This window comes from Streptomyces xiamenensis, assembly GCF_000993785.3.
Lineage (GTDB): Bacteria > Actinomycetota > Actinomycetes > Streptomycetales > Streptomycetaceae > Streptomyces > Streptomyces xiamenensis.
Genome location: NZ_CP009922.3, coordinates 2115856 through 2137315 on the forward strand (window position 1 = coordinate 2115856; position 21460 = coordinate 2137315).

16 protein-coding genes are annotated in these 21460 nt (G+C 73.2%); 5 read left to right on the forward strand and 11 right to left on the reverse strand.

Annotated features, from left to right (window positions below; all coding sequences use genetic code 11):
* Positions 1-194: 194 nt before the first annotated feature.
* The 8 genes from SXIM_RS09550 to rsmI all read right to left on the reverse strand — a co-directional run bounded on the left by SXIM_RS09550 (position 195) and on the right by rsmI (position 8687).
* A complete protein-coding gene (locus tag SXIM_RS09550; RefSeq protein WP_030735914.1) occupies positions 195-884 on the reverse strand; it encodes a LuxR C-terminal-related transcriptional regulator in 690 nt (229 codons plus the stop codon).
* Positions 881-2554, reverse strand: coding sequence for an outer membrane protein assembly factor BamB family protein (locus SXIM_RS09555; protein ID WP_148236089.1), 1674 nt, complete (start codon positions 2552-2554; stop codon positions 881-883). The genes SXIM_RS09550 and SXIM_RS09555 overlap by 4 nt, the downstream gene beginning before the upstream one ends.
* Positions 2555-2649: 95 nt before the next feature.
* Positions 2650-4515 carry an ABC-F family ATP-binding cassette domain-containing protein gene (locus tag SXIM_RS09560; RefSeq protein WP_046723643.1) on the reverse strand — a complete coding sequence of 622 codons (1866 nt, stop codon included), beginning with the start codon at positions 4513-4515 and terminating at the stop codon, positions 2650-2652.
* A 2-nt stretch (positions 4516-4517) separates the two neighbouring features.
* Entirely contained in the window at positions 4518-5453 is a 936-nt protein-coding gene (locus SXIM_RS09565) for a 4-(cytidine 5'-diphospho)-2-C-methyl-D-erythritol kinase (protein ID WP_046723644.1), read from the reverse strand.
* A 303-nt stretch (positions 5454-5756) separates the two neighbouring features.
* The gene (gene rsmA, locus SXIM_RS09570; RefSeq protein ID WP_030735926.1) at positions 5757-6617 is read right to left on the reverse strand and encodes a 16S rRNA (adenine(1518)-N(6)/adenine(1519)-N(6))-dimethyltransferase RsmA; all 861 of its coding nucleotides are present in this window, start codon (positions 6615-6617) and stop codon (positions 5757-5759) included.
* The gene (locus tag SXIM_RS09575) at positions 6610-7452 is read right to left on the reverse strand and encodes a TatD family hydrolase (RefSeq protein ID WP_046723645.1); all 843 of its coding nucleotides are present in this window, start codon (positions 7450-7452) and stop codon (positions 6610-6612) included. The genes rsmA and SXIM_RS09575 overlap by 8 nt, the downstream gene beginning before the upstream one ends.
* A gap of 37 nt (positions 7453-7489) precedes the next feature.
* Entirely contained in the window at positions 7490-7777 is a 288-nt protein-coding gene (locus SXIM_RS09580; RefSeq protein WP_046723646.1) for a hypothetical protein, read from the reverse strand.
* 31 nt (positions 7778-7808) lie between these two features.
* The gene (rsmI, locus tag SXIM_RS09585; RefSeq protein ID WP_046723647.1) at positions 7809-8687 is read right to left on the reverse strand and encodes a 16S rRNA (cytidine(1402)-2'-O)-methyltransferase; all 879 of its coding nucleotides are present in this window, start codon (positions 8685-8687) and stop codon (positions 7809-7811) included.
* Positions 8688-8718: 31 nt separating this feature from the next.
* On the opposite strand from rsmI, the gene SXIM_RS09590 reads away from it, so the two are divergent.
* Positions 8719-10464, forward strand: a complete 1746-nt coding sequence (locus tag SXIM_RS09590; RefSeq protein ID WP_030735939.1) for a dolichyl-phosphate-mannose--protein mannosyltransferase — start codon at positions 8719-8721, stop codon at positions 10462-10464.
* Positions 10465-10528: 64 nt separating this feature from the next.
* Positions 10529-12166, forward strand: a complete 1638-nt coding sequence (locus tag SXIM_RS09595) for a penicillin-binding transpeptidase domain-containing protein (RefSeq protein WP_030735942.1) — start codon at positions 10529-10531, stop codon at positions 12164-12166.
* A 71-nt stretch (positions 12167-12237) separates the two neighbouring features.
* Here the strand turns inward: SXIM_RS09595 and SXIM_RS09600 are convergent, their stop codons facing one another.
* Positions 12238-13008 carry a hypothetical protein gene (locus SXIM_RS09600; protein WP_030735944.1) on the reverse strand — a complete coding sequence of 257 codons (771 nt, stop codon included), beginning with the start codon at positions 13006-13008 and terminating at the stop codon, positions 12238-12240.
* 166 nt (positions 13009-13174) lie between these two features.
* Entirely contained in the window at positions 13175-15421 is a 2247-nt protein-coding gene (locus SXIM_RS09605) for an MMPL family transporter (protein WP_030735947.1), read from the reverse strand.
* 178 nt (positions 15422-15599) lie between these two features.
* Here SXIM_RS09605 and SXIM_RS09610 point away from each other — a divergent pair, with 178 nt between their 5' ends.
* The 3 genes from SXIM_RS09610 to SXIM_RS09620 all read left to right on the forward strand — a co-directional run bounded on the left by SXIM_RS09610 (position 15600) and on the right by SXIM_RS09620 (position 19872).
* On the forward strand, positions 15600-18944 hold the full coding sequence (locus SXIM_RS09610; protein WP_046723648.1) for a S41 family peptidase: 3345 nt from the start codon (positions 15600-15602) through the stop codon (positions 18942-18944).
* A 76-nt stretch (positions 18945-19020) separates the two neighbouring features.
* Entirely contained in the window at positions 19021-19206 is a 186-nt protein-coding gene (locus SXIM_RS09615) for a hypothetical protein (protein ID WP_030735953.1), read from the forward strand.
* Positions 19207-19326: 120 nt separating this feature from the next.
* Positions 19327-19872, forward strand: a complete 546-nt coding sequence (locus tag SXIM_RS09620) for a pyridoxamine 5'-phosphate oxidase family protein (RefSeq protein WP_030735958.1) — start codon at positions 19327-19329, stop codon at positions 19870-19872.
* Between the two features lie 117 nt (positions 19873-19989).
* On the opposite strand, the gene SXIM_RS09625 is transcribed toward SXIM_RS09620, so the two are convergent.
* Positions 19990-21381, reverse strand: coding sequence for an LCP family protein (locus SXIM_RS09625; RefSeq protein WP_174864311.1), 1392 nt, complete (start codon positions 21379-21381; stop codon positions 19990-19992).
* Positions 21382-21460 lie beyond the last annotated feature (79 nt).

A 21460-nucleotide genomic window follows, 5' to 3' on the forward strand; every position in this document is an offset into this window, starting at 1 on the left:
CCGGGCGGAAACGGGCCGTGCGCCCGGCGAAGCGGTCAGCCGATGACCTGCCGCCCGGCCACGATCGCGGCACGGGAGGACCCGGGCGGGCGCCCGGGACTCGCGGGTGGGGCCGGGCCGTCCACCGGTGCGTGGTGTGGGCCCGCCCCGACACTCCGCCCGCGCGTTCGGAGGCCGCCGCCGCGGGCCGGCGCTCAGCCCGGGGGCAGCGGGGCGGTGCGCGGCGGGAGGTGGTTCAGCAGGCCGGTGCGCACGGCCAGGGCCGCCGCCTCCAGGCGGGAGGCCGTGCCCAGTTTCGTCAGCAGCCGCTGCACATGGGTACGCGCGGTGCTCGGGGCCACCCCCAGGCCGGCCGCTATGAGCCGGGTGTCCTCGCCCTCCACGATCCGCAGCAGCACATCGATCTCGCGCTCCGTCAGCAGGGACGCCAGCCGCGCGCCCTCCGCGTCCGGGCCGCTGCTGGGGCTGAGCAGTTCGGTGAACGCCTCCCGCAGCAGCGCGGGCGCCACCGCCGCCTCGCCGGCCCGTACCTTGGCCATGGCGCGTTCGACACCCTCGATGCGCTCGTCGTGGCGCACATACCCGCGCGCCCCGGTCGCGAAGGCCACCGCGACCCCGCGCGGGCTGGGCACCGGGCCCAGCACCAGCACCCCCACCCGCGGTGCCTCACGGCGCAGCCGCTGCACCAGATCCAGCGCCCCCGGCGCCTCCGGCGCGGCCGAACCCAGCAGGCACACCTCGGGCTGCTTGCCCAGCACCAGGTCCGCCGCGCGTCCGGCCGGCGCGCCCGCGCCCAGCACCCGGTGCCCGCGGACCCGCAGCGCGGAGGCCAGCGCCTCCGCCACCAGCCGCCGGTCGTCGACGACCACGACCCGTACGCTCATCGATAGACCAGCGCGGCGGGTGTGTCGGGCTCGTCGTGCGTGTAGTACCGCTCATTGACCATGACGAAGGCGCCGTTGTGCCACAGCAGCATCGTGTCGTCGTCGATGACACTACTCATCATCGCCCATTCCACATCCCTTTGCGTGCGGTCCAGCGTCATCAGCGGGGTGGCTTCCTCGGTTTCGGGATCAATGGCGACCACCATGCCCTCAGTCTGCGAGTCGGCGAGCTGATACGCGAGCACTTGGCCGTGCACGACCGCGAACGGCTTGATATAGCCGCCGCTGATGGGCTTCACCTCGTACAGTGCCGTCCCGGTGCTGAGGTCGAAGGCGACCACCGAGTTGCCGTCTCCCCCCACCGAGGGCTGCCCGGTGAGGTAGAGGAATCCGTCGGTGACCTCCGCGCCGCGGCAGTCGTCCAGGATGTTGACCCGGCAGGGCCGCACCTGCCGCTCCGGGTCGAAGTCGATGACGTGCGCGATCTCCTCGTACGCGTCGTCGATCACCCAGATCTGCTGCACCGGGCTCTCGGTCATCTCACCGACCCGGGTGGCGACCACCAGCGGGGCGATGGACAGGACGGACTCGACGGTGAACGGCTCCCCCTCGTGTTCGGCGCCGAATTCCCACTCCCACAGGTCCTCGCCGCTCGGCGCGGTCGCGCGGACGCTGCCCCGGTCGAAGTCCAGCATCCCGCCGCAGGTCATCACGGCGACCAGGGTCTCGTCGATGTTGGCGTAGTTGCGCTCGCGGCAGTTGTCGTCCGAGCGCGGCTCCCAGATCTTCTTGGCGTCGGTGATGCTGTAGCCGGAGCCGCCGTTGGCGGTGCCGATCGCCACGATGTCGCCGACGATCGCCGGGAAGTCCCAGCCGCCGCCCAGCGAGTTCCGGCTCGCCTCGTGCCGCAGGGTGAACAGTTCCTCCCCCGCCGCGATGTCCACGACCGTCAGGAACTCGCACTCCAGGCCCTGGAGCACCGCCACCCGGTCCTGGGAGGCGGTGACGGACGCGTTGCAGCCGCCCTCGTGGTGCTCCAGCGGCACGGTCCACACCTCGGTGCCGTCCGTCAGGGCGTACGCGACCAGGCCCTGCGGCATCAGCCGCACCAGGTGGTCGCCGGAGATCCAGGTGCCGGAGGCCTGGATCAGCCCGTCGCCGACCTCGGGGATGGGCTCCTGCCAGGCCAGCGAGGCGTCGACCGGTTCGGTGGGCAGCGGCTCCTGTTCGCCGGGCGCGGTCTGCGCGCCGTTCCCGCCGTCCTCGCCCTCACCCGCGCTGTCGCCGGTGAGCAGCCACACCGTGCCGCCGCCGATCAGCGCGAGGGCGAGCAGCCCGGCCACGCCCATCAGCGCCCACTGCCAGCCGGGCCGCCGGGGCTTCCTGACCTCGATCGAGCCCGGGCCGTACGGGGACGGCGCGGGCAGCGGGGTGCCGGGCGCCGGGTGCGCGCCGGGCGAGGTCGGCGGGCCGAAACCGCCGGTCGGCGGTCCGGCCGGCGGGCCCTGCCCGGAGTCCGCCCCATACCCCCACGCGGAGGACGGCGGGGGCGGTGGGGTGGCCGGGCCGAAGCTTCCGCTCGGGGGCCCGGCCGGTGGCGGGGTCGCCGGACCGTAGGGGGACGGCGGTGGTGTGGACGGCGGCTGGGACGGCGGTGGCGGCTGAGACATGGACTCCCCCTGGGCGGCGGCACGCCCGTTCTTTCTACCACCGCGCCCCGGCACGACGGACGGCCGTCCCCGGCCCCAGTCCTTCCCACCGCCCCTTATGCGCCCTCGGACAGCTCCAGCCAGCGGGTCTCCAGCTCGTCCCGGCGGGCCGACAGCTCCCGCAACCTGCTGTCGAGACCGGCCACCCGCGCGAAGTCCGTGGCGTGTTCGGCCATTTCCTTGTGCAGGTCGGCCTCCTCGCCGTCGAGCCGCTCCAGTTGCCGCTCGATCTTCTGGATCTCCTTCTGCGCGGCCCGGGACAGCTGGGCCGGGGACGCGGCGGCCGGGGCGGACCCGGTCCCTCCCGCGGCCGGCGCCGGCTGCGCCGCCTGCGGTGCCTTCCGCGCCGACCTGCGCTCCAGGTACTCGTCGATGCCGCGCGGCAGCATCCGCAGCGTCCGGTCGCCCAGCAGCGCGTAGACCCGGTCGGTGGTCCGCTCGACGAAGTACCGGTCGTGGCTGATCACCACCAGCGATCCGGGCCAGCCGTCGAGCAGATCCTCCAGCTGGGTGAGCGTCTCGATGTCCAGGTCGTTCGTCGGCTCGTCCAGGAACAGCACGTTGGGCTCGTCCATCAGCAGCCGCAGGATCTGCAGCCGCCGCCGCTCACCGCCGGACAGATCGCCGACCGGCGTCCACTGCCGCTCCTTGGTGAAGCCGAACCGCTCGCACAGCTGCGAGGCGGTCATCTCCCGCCCCTTGCCGAGCTCGACGCGCGACCGCACGGACTGCACCGCCTGGAGCACCCGCCACGACGGGTCCACCTCCCGTACCTCCTGGGAGAGATACGCCAGCCGTACGGTCTTGCCGGTCCTGATCCGGCCCGCGGTCACCAGCGGCGAGCCGCCGCGGTCGCCCTCGGGGTCGGCGGCGGACTCCGCCATGGCGCGCAGCAGCGAGGTCTTGCCCGCGCCGTTGACGCCGACCAGGCCGATCCGGTCGCCGGGGCCGAGCTGCCAGGTGAGGTGGCGCAGCAGGTCGCGGCCCGCGCCGTCCTCCCCGCCGACCCGTACCGTCACGTCCTCCAGGTCGAAGACGGTGCGGCCCAGGCGGGCGTTGGCGAACTTCATCAGCTCGGCGGTGTCGCGCGGCGGCGGCACGTCCGCGATCAGCGCGTTGGCGGCCTCCATCCGGAAGCGCGGCTTGCTGGTACGGGCCGGGGCGCCGCGCCGCAGCCAGGCCAGCTCCTTGCGCATCAGGTTCTGCCGCTTGACCTCCTCGGTGGCGGCGATGCGCTCCCGCTCGGCGCGCGCGAACACGTAGTCGCTGTAGCCGCCTTCGTAGGCGTGCACCGCGCCGCGCTGCACGTCCCACATCCGGGTGCAGACCTGGTCCAGGAACCAGCGGTCGTGCGTGACGACCACCAGCGCGGAACGGCGGGTGCGCAGATGGCCGGCCAGCCAGGAGATGCCCTCCACGTCCAGGTGGTTGGTGGGCTCGTCAAGCACGACCAGGTCCTGCTCGGCGATCAGCAGCTTGGCCAGCGCGATGCGGCGCCGCTCACCACCGGACAGCGGGCCGATGACGGTGTCCAGGCCCTGCGGGAAGCCGGGCAGGTCGAGCCCGCCGAACAGGCCGGTCAGCACGTCCCGCACCCGGGCGTCGCCGGCCCACGCGTGGTCGGGCAGGTCGCCGATGACCTCGTGCCGGATGGTGGCGGCCGGGTCGAGGGAGTCGTGCTGGGTGAGCAGGCCAAGCCGCAGCCCGCCCACGTGGGTGACCCGTCCGCTGTCCGGCTCCTCCTGCTTGGCGAGGACGCGGATGAGGGTGGTCTTGCCGTCGCCGTTGCGCCCCACCACGCCGATCCGGTCGCCCTCCCCGACGCCCAGGGAGATGCCGTCCAGGAGCGTACGGGTGCCGTACACCTTGCTGACGGACTCCACGTTGGCGAGGTTGCGGGAGGAGGAAGAGGGGGTGGACAAGGTCAGGCTCCTGAGATGGTGAGAACGCCGGCGCCGGGGGCCGGGGAGGTGGTGGCGCGGGCGGCGCGGCAGGTGCCCGAGCCCTCCAGGACGGTGGCGATCCGGGCGGCGGTGGGGGCGTCGGGGGCCAGGAAGGCGCAGGTGGGCCCGGAGCCGGAGACCAGTCCGGCGAGCGCGCCGGCGGCACTGCCGGCCTCCAGGACGTCCTCCAGGGAGGGTCGCAGAGAGATGGCGGCCGGCTGGAGGTCGTTGCTCAGCGCGCCGGCCAGGGCGTAGGCGTCGCCGTCGCGCAGGGCGGCGAGCAGGGCGGGGGACGCCTCCGGGGCGGGGGCGGGGTCCTCGCCGCGCAGCCGGTCGCACTCGCGGTAGACCTCAGGGGTGGACAGGCCGCCGTCGGCCAGCGCGAACACCCAGTGGAAGGTGCCGCCGACCGGGAGCGGGGTCAGCAGCTCGCCGCGGCCCAGGCCGAGGGCGGCGCCCCCGACGATGGCGAAGGGCACGTCCGAGCCGAGCCGGCCGGCCAGTTCGAGCAGTTCCTCACGGGGGGTACCCGTGCCCCACAGTTCGGCGCAGGCGAGGAGGGCGGCGGCGCCGTCCGCGCTGCCGCCGGCCATGCCGCCGGCCACCGGGATGTCCTTGTCGATGTGGAGGTGGACGTCGGCCCGTTCCCGGCCGGTGTGCGCCGCGAGCAGTTCGGCGGCGCGGGCGGCGAGGTTGGTGCCGTCGAGGGGGACGAGGGCGCTGCCGGGTCCTGCGCAGGTGATGGACAGCCGGGGCGCGGGGCGGGCGGTGACACGGTCCTGGAGGCCGACCGCGAGGAAGACGTTGGCGAGGTCGTGGTAGCCGTCCGCGCGCGGCGGACCGACGGCCAGTTGCACATTGACCTTCGCGGGAACGCGGATCGTGACGGCCGGCACGGAGGCGGCGGGATGGGACATGCCCCACAGCCTAGGGCGTGCCGGCGGGGCCCCGCCCAGGTGATGGCGGGAGAGAACCGGCCGGGGAACCGGTTGCCCCGCCCGGCCCGGCGAAATGTGTCCGGGGATCGGCTCGGGGCGCGTTCCGGGTTCCGGAACCAGAGCGGGCACCGTGACCGGCCCACCGGGCCGGGTTCTCCGCCGACGCCCGTGCGCGCACGCCTGTGGTCGGCGACCCGCGGCGCCTTCCCGGTCGTCCCCGATCCGGCCGGCACCCCGTTCCGCTTCGTCCGGCCCGCCCGACGCCCCGCGGTCCGCCCGCTGTCAGGCGGGGCGGTGTTCCGCGATCCGGGCGAAGTCCTCCACCGACAGCGCCTCGCCGCGCGCGCCCGGGCTGACCCCGGCCGCCGTGCACGCCGCCTCCGCCGCCGCCGGGGAACCGGCCCAGCCGGACAGGGCCGAGCGCAGGGTCTTGCGGCGCTGCGCGAACGCCGCGTCGATCACCGCGAAGACCTCTTCGCGGGACGCGGTCGTCACCGGCGGTTCGCGGCGGGTGAGGGCGACCAGGCCCGAGTCGACGTTGGGGGCCGGCCAGAAGACGGTGCGGCCGATCGCCCCGGCCCGGCGCACGTCCGCGTACCAGGCGGCCTTGACCGACGGCACCCCGTACACCTTCGAGCCGGGGGGCGCGGCCAGCCGGTCGGCGACCTCGGACTGGACCATCACCAGGCCGTGCCGGATGCCGGGGAAGAGCGCCAGCATGTGCAGCAGCACCGGGACGGCCACGTTGTAGGGCAGGTTGGCGACCAGCGCGGTGGGGGCGGGGCCGGGCAGTTCGGTGACGCGCAGCGCGTCCCGGTGCACCAGGGAGAACCGGTCGGCGCGCTCCGGGAGCCGGGCGGCGACGGTGGCGGGGAGCGCGGCGGCCAGGGTGTCGTCGATCTCGACCGCCGTGACATGTCCGGCGGTGCGCAGCAGAGCCAGGGTGAGGGAGCCGAGCCCGGGGCCGATCTCGACCACGACATCGTTCTCGTCGACACCGGCGGCGCGCACGATGCGGCGCACCGTGTTGGCGTCGATGACGAAGTTCTGGCCGCGCTGCTTGGTGGGGCGGACCCCCAGGGCCGCGGCGAGTTCGCGGATGTCGGCCGCGCTGAGCAGGTCCCCGTCGAGTGCGTCAGTCATCGCCGAACACCCGCACCGTGTTGGCCGCGATGTGCGCGGCGAGGTCGTCCTCCGGCAGGCCCTTGATCTTCGCTATGGCGCGCAGGGTGACGGGGATGAGGTACGGGGCGTTGGGGCGGCCCCGGAAGGGGGCGGGGGTGAGGAACGGGGCGTCCGTCTCCACCAGGAGCAGTTCCGGCGGGGCAGCCAGCAGGGCGTCGCGCAGCGGCTGGGCGCTGGCGAAGGTCACGTTGCCCGCGAAGGACAGGTAATAGCCCTCGGCCGCGCAGATCTCCGCCATCGCCGCGTCACCGGAAAAGCAGTGGAACACGGTGCGTTCGGGAGCGCCTTCCTCCTTGAGAATGCGCAACACATCTTCGTGGGCGTCGCGGTCGTGAATGACCAGGGCTTTCCCGTGCTCTTTCGCGAGGGCGATGTGACGGCGGAAGGAATGGTGCTGGGCGGCCTTTCCCTCGTCACCGGTGCGGAAATAGTCGAGCCCGGTCTCGCCGATGGCCCGCACCTGCGGAAGGCCGGCCAGCGAGGCGATCTCCTCCAGGGCGGCGTCCAGCCCGTCCCCCAGCCGCGGCGCCTCGTTCGGGTGCAGGGCGACGGCCGCCCAGATCCGGTCGGGGTACCGGGCGGCGGTCTCGGCGGCCCAGTGGGCGCGGGCGACGTCGCAGCCGATCTGCACGACCCGGGTGACTCCCACGGCTGCGGCAGCGGCCAGCGCCTCCTCGACGGTGGTGTCCTGCATGTCGAGGTGGGTGTGCGCGTCGGCGACGGGTACGGCCAGCGGCTCGGGCGGCGGAGGCGGCACGGACTGCTCCGCCTTCGCCTTGGCGGACTTGGGCATGGGGTCGATCCTACGGCGCCGTGCGGCGCCCCCGTGCTCAGCCCCGGGCCCGCCGGACGGCCGCCACCCGCCCGGGCCGCATCACCCGCACCCGGTGCCCGTCACAGTTGGGGCAGGTCGGATAGGTGAGCGGCGAGCGGACCTGTTTTCCCCCGACGTAATACTCGACCATGGGGCGGCCGTGCGGATCACGCAGGTGCTCGACGCTGAATTTCTGTTCCCAGCCGTAGCCGCAGCTCAGGCAGGCGAAGGAATACGCGGCGTGGGTCGTGTACCCCTCCGCGCCGCCCATTTCCGGCGGGAGATTCGGATTCGGAACATTCATGGTGCGGCTCCTTGGAGACCTTCACCCCATTTTAGTCCGTTTTGGCCGCCACCACCGCGTCGAAGACGTTCCGCTTGGGCAGCCCGGCCTCCTTGGCGACCTCGGCGATGGCCTCCTTGCGGCGCTGTCCGGCCTCCTCGCGGGCGGCCACCCGGCGCGCCAGCTCCTGCGCGTCCACCTCGGCCGTCCCGGCGGCCGGAGCGCCCTCGACGACGACGGTGATCTCGCCCCGTACCCCCTGTGCCGCCCAGCGGGCCAGCTCGGCCAGCGGTCCGCGCCGCACCTCCTCGTACGTCTTGGTCAGCTCCCGGCACACCGCCGCCCGCCGCTCGGTGCCGAAGACCTCGGCCATCGCGGTCAGGGTGGCGGCCAGCCGGTGCGGCGACTCGAAGTAGACGAGCGTGCGCGGCTCCTCCGCGACCTCGCGCAGCCGCGCGGAGCGCTCCCCCGGCTTGCGCGGCGGGAACCCCTCGAAGCAGAACCGGTCCACCGGCAGCCCGGACAGCGCCAGCGCGGTCAGCACGGCGGAGGGCCCCGGCACCGCGGTCACCCGTACCCCGCGCTCGACGGCGGCGGCGACGAGCCGGTAGCCGGGGTCGGAGACGGAGGGCATGCCGGCGTCGGTGACCAGCAGCACGCGGGCGCCGCGCACCAGCTCCTTGATCAGCTCGGCGGTGCGGACCGTCTCGTTCCCCTCGAAGTACGACACCACCCGGCCGCCGGTCTGCACCCCCAGCGCCTGGGTCAGCCGGCGCAGCCTGCGGGTGTCCTCGGCGGCGACGATGTCCGCGGCCTCCAGCTCGCCGCCCAGCCGGGGCGGGGCGTCCGCCGGATCACCGATCGGGGTGCCCGCCAGTACAAGAGTGCCCAGCTCCCCCTCGTACGCCGTGTACTGCGTCTCCTCCGTCATACGCCCCATCCTCCCAGGCCCGGATGTCAAGATGGCCCGCGTGAGCAGTAGCGAGAGCGGCCGGACGCTGACCGACGCACCGCCCCGCCCCGAGCCGGGCGGCGGCGCGGGCGGCGGCGGCTGGACGGAGCGGCTGCGGTCCTTCGGCTACCGGCCCCCGCCCGGCCCGCGCGGGGTGCGCGAGCGGCTGGTGCCCTCCCACCCCGTCCCGGCCGGGCGCCTGTGGCGCTACCTCGGGATCGCGCCGGGACCGGCCGCCGCCCTGGCCCGCGCCATGGGGTGGCTGGGCCCGCTGCTGGTCGCCACCCTCGCCGGGGCGTTGCGCTTCACCCGGCTCGGCGAGCCGGACGCCGTCATATTCGACGAGACGTACTACGCCAAGGACGCCTGGTCGCTGCTCCAGCACGGCTACGAGACGGTGTGGCCGGACGACGCGAACCAGCGCATCATCGACGGCGACGTCCCGGCCACCGACGCCGCCGCGTACATCGTGCATCCACCGGTCGGCAAGTGGATGATCGCGCTCGGCGAGTGGGCGTTCGGCATGAACCCCTTCGGCTGGCGCTTCATGGTGGCCCTGCTCGGCACCCTGTCGGTGTTCATGCTCTGCCGCATCGGCCGCCGGCTGTTCCGCTCCACCGCGCTGGGCTGCCTGGCCGGGCTGCTGATGGCGGTGGACGGCCTGCACTTCGTGATGAGCCGCACCGCACTGGTCGACCTGGTGCTGATGTTCTGGCTGCTGGCGGCCTTCGGCGCGCTGCTGGTGGACCGCGACCGGGCCAGGGAACGGCTCGCCGCCGCGCTGCCCACCGCGGGCGAACCCGTCCTGCGCCCGCACCGGCCCACCGCCGAACGGCTCGGGCTCGGCCTGCGGCCGTGGCGCATCACCGCCGGGGTCTGCCTGGGCCTGGCCTGCGCCACCAAGTGGAACGGCCTGTACGTGCTGGCCGCCTTCGGCATCCTCACCGTGCTGTGGGACGCCGCCGCCCGCCGGACCGCCGGCGCCCCGCACGGCCCGCTGGTCGCCCTGCGCAAGGACGCCCCGCCCGCCTTCCTCGCGCTGGTGCCGGTCTCGCTCGCCGTCTACCTGGTGTCGTGGACCGGATGGTTCGCGACCTCGGGCGGCTACTACCGCACCTGGGCGGAGCGCGAGGGCGCCGGGCCCAGCGCCTGGGAGTGGGTGCCGGGGCCGCTGCGCAGCCTGTGGCACTACACGAGTGAGGTCTACAGCTTCCATCTGGGGCTGACCTCGGAGCACTCCTACGAGTCGAACCCGTTCAGCTGGCTGGTGATGGGCCGCCCGGTGCTGTACTTCTACGAGTCGCGCGACCCGGGCGAGGACGGCTGCGACCGGGCCGGGGGCTGTGTGCGCGAGGTGCTGGCGCTGGGCACCCCGCTGCTGTGGTGGACGGCCTGCGCGGCGCTGGTGTACGCGCTGTGGCGCTGGCTGCTGCGCCGCGACTGGCGGGCGGGCGCCGTGCTGTGCGCGGTGGCGGCGGGATATCTGCCGTGGCTGCTGTACCAGGAGCGCACGATCTTCTCGTTCTACGCCGTGGTGCTGGTGCCGTTCCTGTGCCTGGCGGTCGCGATGCTGATCGGGGCGCTGCTGGGGCCGCCCGGCTGCCCCGAGCGGCGGCGCGCGCTGGGCGTGGTCGCGGCGGGGGTGCTGGTGCTGCTGATCGTGTGGAACTTCATCTACTTCTACCCGATCTACGCGGGCCAGGAGATTCCGCTCGACGGCTGGCGGGCCCGCATGTGGCTGGGCACCTGGGTCTGAACACGGAGGGTCAGCGGCTGCTTGTAGGCTGCGCACGCGGGGTGGATCGAGGGGCAGGGACGGGATGCGGAACGGGCAGAAGGTCGCCGTCATCGCTGGGGTTTTCGTGGTGGTGGCGACGGGCGCCGGATTCGGTGCCTACAGCATGCTGGGCGGTGACGGCGACGACGGAGGGCAGCAGAACGCGTCGTCCACCTCGGACGCGGAGCCGGAGGAGAGCGCGCCGCCGTCGGCGGCCGAAGTGCTGGAGGTCTCCGGGGAGTTCCTCGACGCCTGGGCGGCCGGGGACACGGACGGTGCGGCGGCGCTGACGGACGACGCGGGGTCCGCGGCGCAGGCGCTGGAGGCGCTGGCCGAGGACGCGTCGGTGAGCGGGTTCACGCTGAGCGCGGGCGCCCCCGAGGGCGGCTCGGTGCCGTTCGGCGTGGTGGCGAACATCGCGTACGAGGAGCTGCCGGAGCGGGAGTGGAGCTACGACTCCGAGCTGACGGTGGTGCGGGACGCCGACTCGGGTGAGATCGTCGTCGACTGGGAGCCGTCGGTGCTGTACCCGGGGCTGGCGGAGGGGCAGCGCATCGAGACCGGGCCCAGCGGTGAACTGCCGCCGGTGACGGTGCTGGACGCCGAGGGCGGTGAACTGACCGCGCAGGCGCATCCGACGCTCAAGGGCGTGCTGGAGGACATCGGCGAGCGGTTCGCGGACCACTCGGGCGCCAGCCCGGCGGTCGTCACCCGGATCACGGACGCCGAGGGCGGGACGGTCGAGGAGCTGATCGAGCTGGCGGAGCCGGTGGCCGGCGAGGTGCCGACCACGATCGTGCCGGCGATCCAGGCGGCGGCCGAGGCGGCGGTGGCGGGCAAGGACCGGGCGGCGGTGGTGGCGATACAGCCGAGCACCGGCGCCATCCAGGGCGTGGCCAACGCCCCGGCGGACAGCTTCGACATCGCACTGCAGGGCAGTTACGCGCCCGGCTCCACCTTCAAGATCGTGACGGCGTCGCTGCTCATAGACGAGGGGCTGGCCTCGGCCGGGGCGAAGCACCCGTGCCCGAAGTACTTCGAGCACGGCGGCTGGAAGTTCCAGAACCTCGACAAGTTCGAGATCAAGGACGGCACGTTCGCGGACTCCTTCGCGGCGTCCTGCAACACGGCCTTCATCAGCCAGGCGGGCGAGCTGTCGGACGATGCCCTGGGGGACCACGCGCGCGACGCGTTCGGGCTCGGACTGACCTGGAGCGTGGGGGTGTCCACACTGGACGGGGCGGTGCCCACCCAGTCGCTGGCGCAGATGGCGGCCTCCCTGATCGGCCAGGGCGGGGTGCGGATGAACCCGATGACGATGGCGTCGGTGTCCGCGACCGTGAAGTCCGGCACGTTCAAGCAGCCCTACCTGGTGCCCGCCGAGATCGGCGGCCGGGAGCTGGCGACGGCGGCAGGACCCTCCGCGGCGACCGCCGCGGAGCTGCGGTCGCTGATGAACCGCACCGCTGTGAACGGCACCGCCGCCGAGGCGATGGCCGGGCTGAGCGGGGACATCGGCGCCAAGACCGGCTCGGCCGAGGTGGACGGGCAGGACAAGCCGAACGCCTGGTTCACCGGGTACCGCAACGATCTGGCGGTGGCGGCGGTGGTGCCGGACTCCGGGCACGGCGGCAGCAACGCGGGCCCGGTCGTGGCCCAGGTCCTGAGCGCCGCGCCGTAGCGGCATGGGCCCGTCGCGCCGGACGGCGGGACGGGTACGGAAGGCGGCGCGCCCCCGTGGGGGCGCGATGTTCAGCAGTCGACGCCCACGGTGGTGGGCGGGCTGAGGGCGAGGGCCCGGTCTTCGGTGGAGGTCCAGCCGAAGGCCGGGCCCTCGGCGTCGACGGTCAGACCGCTGATTCCGGTGTCGTTCCAGGTGTGGGCGAAGGCGGAGCGGACGGTGATGTCCCGGCAGCCGCCGGTGCCTTCGAAGACCAGGGCGGTGCGGCCGGTGGCGACATCCGTGTCGGTCGCGTTCTGCCGCGGCGTCAGCAGGAAGCCCACGCCGTGGCCGTTGACGACGGCGGCGTCCTCACGGCTGACGCTGGGGAAGGCGGGGGTGGTGCCGCCGTGGTGGATCACCTGGAGGATGGGCCGGATCTCGCCGTCGAACCAGGTGGCGACGCCCTGTTCGCCGCGCATCGGATAGCCCGGGGTCTCCTGCCACTGCCAGGCGCTGATCGCCACCCAGCGGTCGACGCCGCCCACGGTGGTGATGACGTACACGTCGGGTGCGGCGAGGTCGATCAGGTCGGCGTCGGGGATCGGGGCTCCGGCGGCGGTGGCGCGTACCAGGCAGGCGCGGGCGGCCAGTTCGGCGTCGACCGCGAGGTCGTCCGCGCCGTCCGCGCGCAGGGTGTCCACCAGGGCGAGCACGTGGTCGGTGCCCGGCCCGGTCGCCGTGTCCAGGTCTGCTTCGGGGACACAGGCTCCGCTGCCCGGGGCGGGGTCCGCGTGCCCCTGGCCGGCCGTGGCGGCGGCCAGGGCCAGGACGAGGGCGGCCGTGGTGACGATGCGTCGCATCCTGGTCCCTCCCGGGGTCGCCGGCTGCCGATGCTAGCCCAGGGGCCCGGGACGTACCAGGGAAAACCAGCCGCGAACGGCCGGAGCCCGGCCACCCGTACCACGCGGGTACGGACGGCCGGGCTCCGTTCGCTCCGGTCTCCCGGGGTCCGGATCTCCGGGACGGTCAGCTGACGCCGGCCGGCTCGGGCTCCTTGGCGGTGGCGGCCTGACGCCCCTTGCCGGTGGACTCCAGGTACTTCTCCAGCGTCTCGCCCTCGACGTCGACGTTGGGCAGGATGCGGTCCAGCCACTTGGGCATCCACCAGGCGCGCTCGCCCAGCAGGCCCATCACGGCGGGCACGATCGTCATCCGGACCACGAAGGCGTCCAGCAGGATCGCCATCGCGAGGCCGAAGCCCATCATCATGACCATGGACTCGCCCATCGTCATGAAGCCGGCGAAGACCGAGATCATGATGATGCCGGCGGCGGTGACCACCCGGGCGTTGAGGTTGAAGCCGGTGACGATCGCCTGGTGCGGGGATTCGCCGTGGACGTGGGCCTCGCGCATCCGGGTCACGAGGAAGACCTCGTAGTCCATGGCGAGACCGAAGACCACACCGATCATGAAGATCGGCATCATGGACATGATCGGCTGCGGTTCGGCGCCGAACGCGCCCAGCCAGCCCCACTGGTAGACCGCGACCACGGCGCCCAGGGAGGCGAGCACCGAGAGCAGGAAGCCCAGGGCTGCCTTCAGCGGCACCAGCACGGAGCGGAAGACCAGCATCAGCAGGATGAACGCGAGGCCGACGACCAGCGCCAGGTACGGGACCAGCGCGTCCGAAAGCACCTGCGAGAAGTCGCTCTGCGCGGCGGTCTGGCCCGAGACCAGGATGTTCACGCCGGTCTCGGCCTCCAGCTGCGGGGCGAGGTCGCTGCGGATCTCGGAGACCAGGTCGGTGGTCTCCGCGCTGGAGGGACCGCTGCCGGGGAAGACCGACATCATCGCGACGTTGCCGGCCTCGTTCGGGAACGCGGGCGCGGTGGCGACCACGTCGTCCAGGCCGCTGATGGCCTCGGCGATGGTGTCGGCGGACCCCATCACGTCGCCGCCGTCCGGCGCCTCCAGGACGATCATCAGCGGACCGTTGAAGCCGGGGCCGAAGCCCTCGGAGAGCAGCTCGTACGCCTGACGCTGGGTGGTGTCCGTGGCGGCGGTCCCGTTGTCGGGCAGGCCCAGTTCCAGGCTGGCGACCGGGGCGGCCATGAGGCCGAGACCGGCGACCGAGGCGACCAGCACCAGGACGGGGCGGCGCAGCACGCCCTTGGCCCAGCGGGTGCCGAAGTTCTCCTTGCCCTCCTCGCCCGTGCGGCCGAGGGTGGTGGGCACTCCGGTCTCGGGGTTCTGCGCGCGGTGCTTCCTGCCGAAGATCCGCTTGCCGATGATGCCGAGCGCGGCGGGCACCAGGGTGAGGGCGACGAGGACGGCCACGACGACGGTGGCGGCGGCGGCCAGACCCATCTTGGTGAGGATCGGGATGCCGACCACGGCCAGGCCGGAGAGCGCGATGACCACGGTCAGGCCGGCGAAGACGACGGCGGATCCGGCGGTGCCGGCGGCCCGGCCGACCGCTTCCTCGCGGCTGTGTCCCGCCATCAGCTCGGCGCGGTAGCGGGAGGCGATGAACAGGGCGTAGTCGATGCCGACCGCGAGGCCGATCATGGTGGCGAGGATGCCGGTCATCTCGGTCAGGCCGAGGGTGGCGGAGAGCGCGCCGATGCCGGCGACGCCGAGGCCGAGGCCGATGAGCGCGGTGACCAGCGGCAGGCCGGCGGCGACCAGCGAGCCGAAGGTGATGACCAGCACGATGGCGGCGACGACGACGCCGATGATCTCGCCGCTGCCCATGTTCATCTCGGCGGTGACGAGCTCGCCACTGGACTGGACGGTCAGGCCCGCGTCGGTGCCGGCCTCGACGGCGGACGCGAACTGGTCGCGCATGTCGTTGTCGACATCGGCCCAGGAGCCGTCGTAGGTGACGTCGACGTAGCCGATGGTCTCGTCGGGGCTGAGCTGGCCGCCCTCGTAGAAGTCGGTGACGGATATGACCTTGTCACCGGTGGCCAGCTGGTCGGTGACGGCGCGGACGGCCGCCTGGTTGGCGGGGTCGTTGAGGGTCTCGCCCTCGGGCGCCTGGAAGACGACCTTGGTGGTGAGGGCCTCGGCGTTGGCCTGGGGGAATTCCTCCGCCAACAGGTCGAACGCCTGCTGTGCCTCGGTCCCGGGCAGCGAGAACTCTTCCTCGGCGGGGTCGCCGGCGGTGGCCGCCGCGGCGCCGACGCCGACCAGCAGCGCGAGCCAGATCGCGACCACCCACCGGCGCCGCCGAAAACTCAGGCGGCCGAGCTTGTATAGAAACGTAGCCACGGGGCAGGTTCTCCTGTCCGGGTATCAGGGCGTGTGCAGGAAAGAGAAGTGTCAGTTCATGCCACGAGACGCCGACCCCGGCGGGCAGGATGAGAGAAGTTGCCATAATGTGGCCTAGATCACATGAACTGATCCTTCACGAGTTGCCCTGGGGCATGCTGCACCGAAGCATGGACACGTGAGCGACGAAGCCGAGCACGTAGACAGCTATCTGCGGTTCCCGCATCTGAACGGTGAACTGGTCTGCTTCACCGCCGAGGACGATCTGTGGCTCGCGCCGCTGCCCGCGCCGGGGCACCGCACCGAACGCGCCTGGCGGCTGACCGTGGACCGGACCCGCCTCGGCCCTCCGCGCTTCTCCCCCGACGGCCGGCACATCGCCTTCACCACCTGGCGTTCCCTGGACCCGGAGATCCATCTCGCCCCGGTCGCGGGCGGCCCGGCCCGCCGGCTGACGTACTGGGGCTCGGCCGACACCCGGGTGTGCGGCTGGACCCCCGAGAGCCCCGCGGACCCGGGCGGCGCGCCGGCGCAGGAGCCGCGCATCCTGGCGGTGGGCTCGCACGACCAGCCGTTCTCCCACTTCACCTGGGCCTACCAGGTGCCGCTCGACGGCGCGCCCGGCGACCGGCTGCCCTGGGGCCCGGTGGCCGACATCGCGGTCAGCGGCTGCGGCGGCGAGCGGCGCACCCTGCTGCTGACCGCCAAGGCACCGCACGAGCCGGCGGCCTGGAAGCGCTACCGGGGCGGGGCGACCGGGCAGCTGTGGCTGCACGGCGAGCGCCTCCTCCCGGACCTCGCGGGCCACATCGAGTGCCCGATGTTCGTCGGTGACCGGATCGCCTTTCTCTCCGATCACGAAGGGGTCGGAAATCTCTACTCCTGCCGCCCCGACGGCAGCGGGCTGCGGCGGCACACCGACCACGACGCGTTCTACGCCCGGCAGGCCGCCACCGACGGCGAGCGCGTCATCTACAGCTGCGCCGGCCAGCTGTGGCTGGCCGCGGACCTGGGCGACCCGGCCGCCGTACCGCGCCGCCTGGACATCCGGCTCGGCGGCCCGCGCGCCGGGCGCCGCCGCTACCAGGTGCCCACCGCCAGCCACGTCGACTCGCTCGCCGTGGACACCACCGGCCGGGCCTCCGCAGTGTGCGTGCGCGGCAGCCTGTACTGGCTCACCCACCGCGACGGCCCGGCCCGGGTCATCGCCGCCACCCCCGGGGTACGGGTCAGGCTGCCGGAGATGCTGGGCGACACCGGCCGCATCGCGTACATCACCGACGCGGACGGCGCCGACGCCATCGAGATCGCCTATCTGCCGCGCGCCAGCGGCGGCCGGGACCCGCGCCGGCTGCGCACCGGGGACCTGGGCCGGGTACTGGAGCTGGTGGCCTCCCCCGACGGCCGGACGCTGGCGGTCTCCTCGCACGACGGGCGGCTGCTGGTCGTGACGGTGCCGGAGGCGGAGGAGGAGCCGGACGAGACCACGCCGCAGGAGCTGATCCGCTCCATCAACGGCCCCGTGCGCGATCTGGCCTTCTCCCCCGACTCGCGCTGGCTGGCGTGGGCGCACCCCGGCATCGGCCGCTCGCTCTCCCAGATCAAGATCGCGCGGTGGGCGGAGTCCGAGCGCACCGTCCTGGACGTCACCGACGGCCGTTTCGAGGACGAGGAGCCGGTCTTCACCAGCGACGGCCGTTTCCTCGCCTTCCTGTCCTGGCGCGGCTTCGACCCGGTGTACGACGTGCACAGCGGCGATCTGTCCTTCCCGCTGGGGTCGCGCCCCTATCTGGTCCCGCTGTCCTCGGCGACCCGTTCCCCGTTCGCGATCACCCCCGAGGGGCGCCCGGCGGCCGGCGGCCTGGACCCGGACGAGACGAGCAGCGCGACCGGCGCCGACGGCTCGGTGCGGGTGGAGGCGGAGGGCCTCGCCAGCCGGGTGGTGCCCTTCCCGGTGTCCGCCTCGAAGTACTCGGCGCTGTGCCCGGTCAGCGGCGGCGGCCTCGTGTGGCTGCGCTGGCCGATCTCGGGCGCGCTGGGCCAGACGTTCCTGAATCCGGACGACACCTCGGGCAAGCCCACACTGGAGCACTTCGATCCGGTGCGGGCCAAGCGCACCGAGCTGACCGAGGACGTGGACTGGTTCGCGCTGAGCGCGGACGGCACGCGGATGGTGGTGTGCGAGGACGACGAGCTGCGCGCGGTGCCGGCCACCGAGCTGGGCGACGGTGACTCGACGGTGCTCCTGGATCTGCGCCGGATCGTGCACGAGGCGGACCCGGCGGCGGAGTGGCGGCAGGCGTACGCGGAGGCGGGCCGGATCGTCCGGGCCTACTTCTGGGAGCCGGACATGTGCGGCATCGACTGGGACGCGGTGCTGGAGCAGTACCGGCCACTGGTGGAGCGGGTGGCGACGCCGGACGAGTTCGCCGATCTGCTGCGCGAGGTGATGGGCGAACTGGGCACCTCGCACGCCTATGTGACCGGGGCGCGGCGCAGTGAGGGGCCGCGGCACTACCAGCGGGCGCAGGGGCTGCTGGGGGCGGATTTCACCCGGTCCAAGGAGGCCAGCGCGTGGCTGCTGGCGCGGATCCTGCCGGGCGAGTCCTCCGATCCCAAGGCGCGTTCGCCGCTGGCGGGCACCGGGGTGCGCGAGGGCGCGGCGCTCACGCACGTGGACGGACGCCCGGTGGATCCGGTGGCGGGCCCGTATCCGCTGCTGGCGGCGACCGGCGGCACGTCGGTGGAGCTGACGTTCGCGGAGGAGGGCGGCGCGGGCACCCGCCGGGTGGCGGTGGTGCCGCTGATCCACGACCAGCCGCTGCGGTACCAGGACTGGGTGGCGCGGCGCCGTGCGGTGGTGCGGCAGCTGTCCGGCGGGAAGTGCGGCTATGTGCACATCCCCGACATGGGGGGTTCGGGGTGGGCGCAGTTCAACCGGGATCTGCGGCGCGAGTTCGCGTATCCGGCGCTGATCGTGGACGTCCGGGGCAACGCGGGCGGCCACATCAGCGAGCTGGTGGTGGAGAAGCTGACCCGCACCATCGTGGGCTGGGACCTGACCCGCAACGCGCAGCCCGTCTCGTACGCCTCGGACGCGCCGCGCGGTCCGGTGGTGGCGCTGGCGGACGAGGCGACCTCCTCCGACGGGGACATGATCACGGCGGTGTTCCGGTTGCAGGGGGTGGGCCCGGTGGTCGGCAGCCGCACCTGGGGCGGGGTGGTCGGCATCACGGGGCGGCACCGGCTCGGGGACGGGACGATGATCACGGTGCCGATGAACGCGGCGTGGTTCGAGGGCTACGGCTGGGGGGTGGAGAACTGGGGCGTGGCGCCGGACATTCCCTCCGGGCGGACCCCGCTGGACTGGGCGGAGGGCCGGTACGGGGTGCTGGACACGGCGGTGCGCACGGCGCTGGACCTGCTGGAGCGGCATCCGCCGGTGTCGCCGCCGGACTACCGGGAGGTTCCGGACCGGCGGCGCCCCGTGCTGCCGCCCCGTACCGCTGCTCCGGATGCGTGATGAGGCCGTTCGTGGGACGGTGAACGAAAGGGATGTAACGGACATTTCTTTCTGCCGATTGCGCGAAGGAGCCCTCATGGGCATCGGAGACCAGTTCAAGGACAAGGCGCACGAGCTTCAGCAGCGTGCCAAGGACGCCATGAACAAGGACAAGGATGAGCAGGACCGGAACCAGAACCAGGACCAGAACCCCGAGCGTGGCAGGCAGCAGAACAGCTCCGACCAGGACCAGGGGTACCGGGACGATCAGGGCGGCACCTGACCGCAGCGGCCCTTCCGTGCGCCGTGCCCTCCACCTCCGGGTGGGGGGCACGAGCGGTGTGCGGGCGCGCGCTCCCGCCGCGCGGTGGCGCGGCGGCCGGGCCCGGTCCACCGTGGAACCATGACCAGCACCCGCAAAGAGCCGCTGACCTCGCTCGATGTCCGCTACAGCAGCCCGGGGGCGCGCGCCATGCCCTGGGCCGAGGCCTGGACCATGCTGGAGCGCGCCGAGCTCTACTGGCTCTCGACCGTACGGCCGGACCACGCCCCGCACGTCACCCCGGTGCTGGCCGTCACCCACGCCGGGGCGCTGTACTTCACCACCGGGGAGCAGGAGCGCAAGGGCCGCAACCTCGCCGCCAACCCCGCCTGCGTGCTGACCACCGGGTGCAACTCCCTGACCGGGGGCACCGATCTGGTGGTCGAGGGACGGGCCGAACGGATCACCGGCGATGCCCTGCTCCAGGCCGTCGCGGACGCCTTCCTCGCCAAGTACGGTCCGGACTGGCACCTCACCGTGCGGGACGGGTTCCTGGTGCTGCCGGGCGGGGGCGCCTCCGGGACGGAGGCCGGGGAGGGGCCGCGGGCGGCGGCGTTCGAGGTGCGCCCGGCCACCGCCTTCGGCTTCCGCAAGGGCGTCTACGGTCAGACCCGCTGGCGCTTTTGAACCGTGCGCCGCAGCGGCCGGGCCGCGTCCGCGGCGGTGCCGAAGCGGGCCGCGCCCACCAGCGCGGCACTCAGCTTCTTCGCCCTGCGGCGGTTCACCGTCGTCGCCCCGGCCCCGTCAGCCCCGGACGCCGTCGAAGTCGGCGCCGATGGTCAGGGTGAGCACGCCGGGCAGATCGTCGGTGGTCTGCCGGGTCTCGGCCCCCGGCACCCGCGAGCCCAGGACGTCCGCGTGGCCCTCCAGGCCCTCCGGGTAGCTGATGGTGGTGGTCTCGGCCGGGTCGGCGTTGCCGGTGGAGACCACCTGGAAGCCCAGGTTCCGCAGCCGGTCGGCGACCTCGGCGGCCTGTCCCGTGGTGCCGGTGCCGTTCAGCACCCGCACCCGTACCTCGGACGGGGACGGCGCGGACTCGGCGGCCTGCTCCAGCTGCTCCTTGGTGATCTCCTCGTCCTTGGCGAGCGAGGTGAACAGCATCTCGGTGGCCGGGTAGTCCCACACCACATTGGCCTTGTCGGTGGGGACGTCCAGCTCACGCGGGTAGTTGGGGACCGTGATGAAGGTCAGCTTGTCGGCCGGCACGCCCTGGAGCTCAGTGGCCAGGTTGTACAGCGCGTCCAGGCTGGCCAGCTCGGGGTCGGTGGTCAGCGACTTGGTGACCGCGTCCATGAACCCGTACAGCGAGGTGGGGCTGGTGAGCTTGGACTGCGCCTTCTCGGCCAGCGCGTTCATGAAGTCCTGCTGGCGCTCGATGCGGCCGATGTCGCTGCCGTCGCCGACGCTGTAGCGGACCCGGACGAAGCCGAGCGCGTCCTCGCCGTTCAGCGTCTGGCAGCCGGCCTCCAGGGTGACGTGCGCCTTCACGTCGTCGATCGGCTCGTCCAGGCACATGTCCACGCCGCCCAGGGCGTCCACCATGTCCTTGAAGCCGAGGAAGTCGAGGGAGACGAAGTTCTCGATGCGCAGCCCGGTGTTCTGCTCCAGGGTGCGGATGGTGCAGGCCGCCGCGCCGCCCGCGTCGCCGTTGATGCCGCCGAGCGCGTACGACTCGTTGATCTTGGCGTGGTGCGGCTCGGTCATCACCCCGTCGCCCATGTCGCAGGAGGGGATCTCCACCCAGGAGTCGCGCGGGATGGACACCACGGTGGCCCACTCCCGGTTCTCCGCGATGTGCAGAATCATCAGGGTGTCCGAGCGCATCCCCTCGACCGCGCCGTACTCGTCCATGCCCTCACGGGTGTCCGAGCCGGCCACCAGGATGGTCTTGGCGCCGGGGCTGAGGTCCTCGGGGCGGTCCTCGCCGAGCTTGTCGTCGATGGTCGCGGAGGTGATGTTGCCGTTGAGCTTCTGATATATCCAGTACACGCCGCCGGCGCCGGCCAGGATGAGGAAGGCCAGGACCCCCGCGGTCCACAGCAGCACGCGTTTGCCGCGCTTGCCCCCGCCCGCCGAGCCGTCCGTGCCGCGCTTGCGTCGCGTCGGCGCGTTCTTCGAGCGATGTGAGCCGGCCACGCTGCTCCCCCGTTACGAATTTCCGCGCGTCATGAGTCGTTCGATCCGACGCCCTGGGACGGACACCAGTTCCCCGATT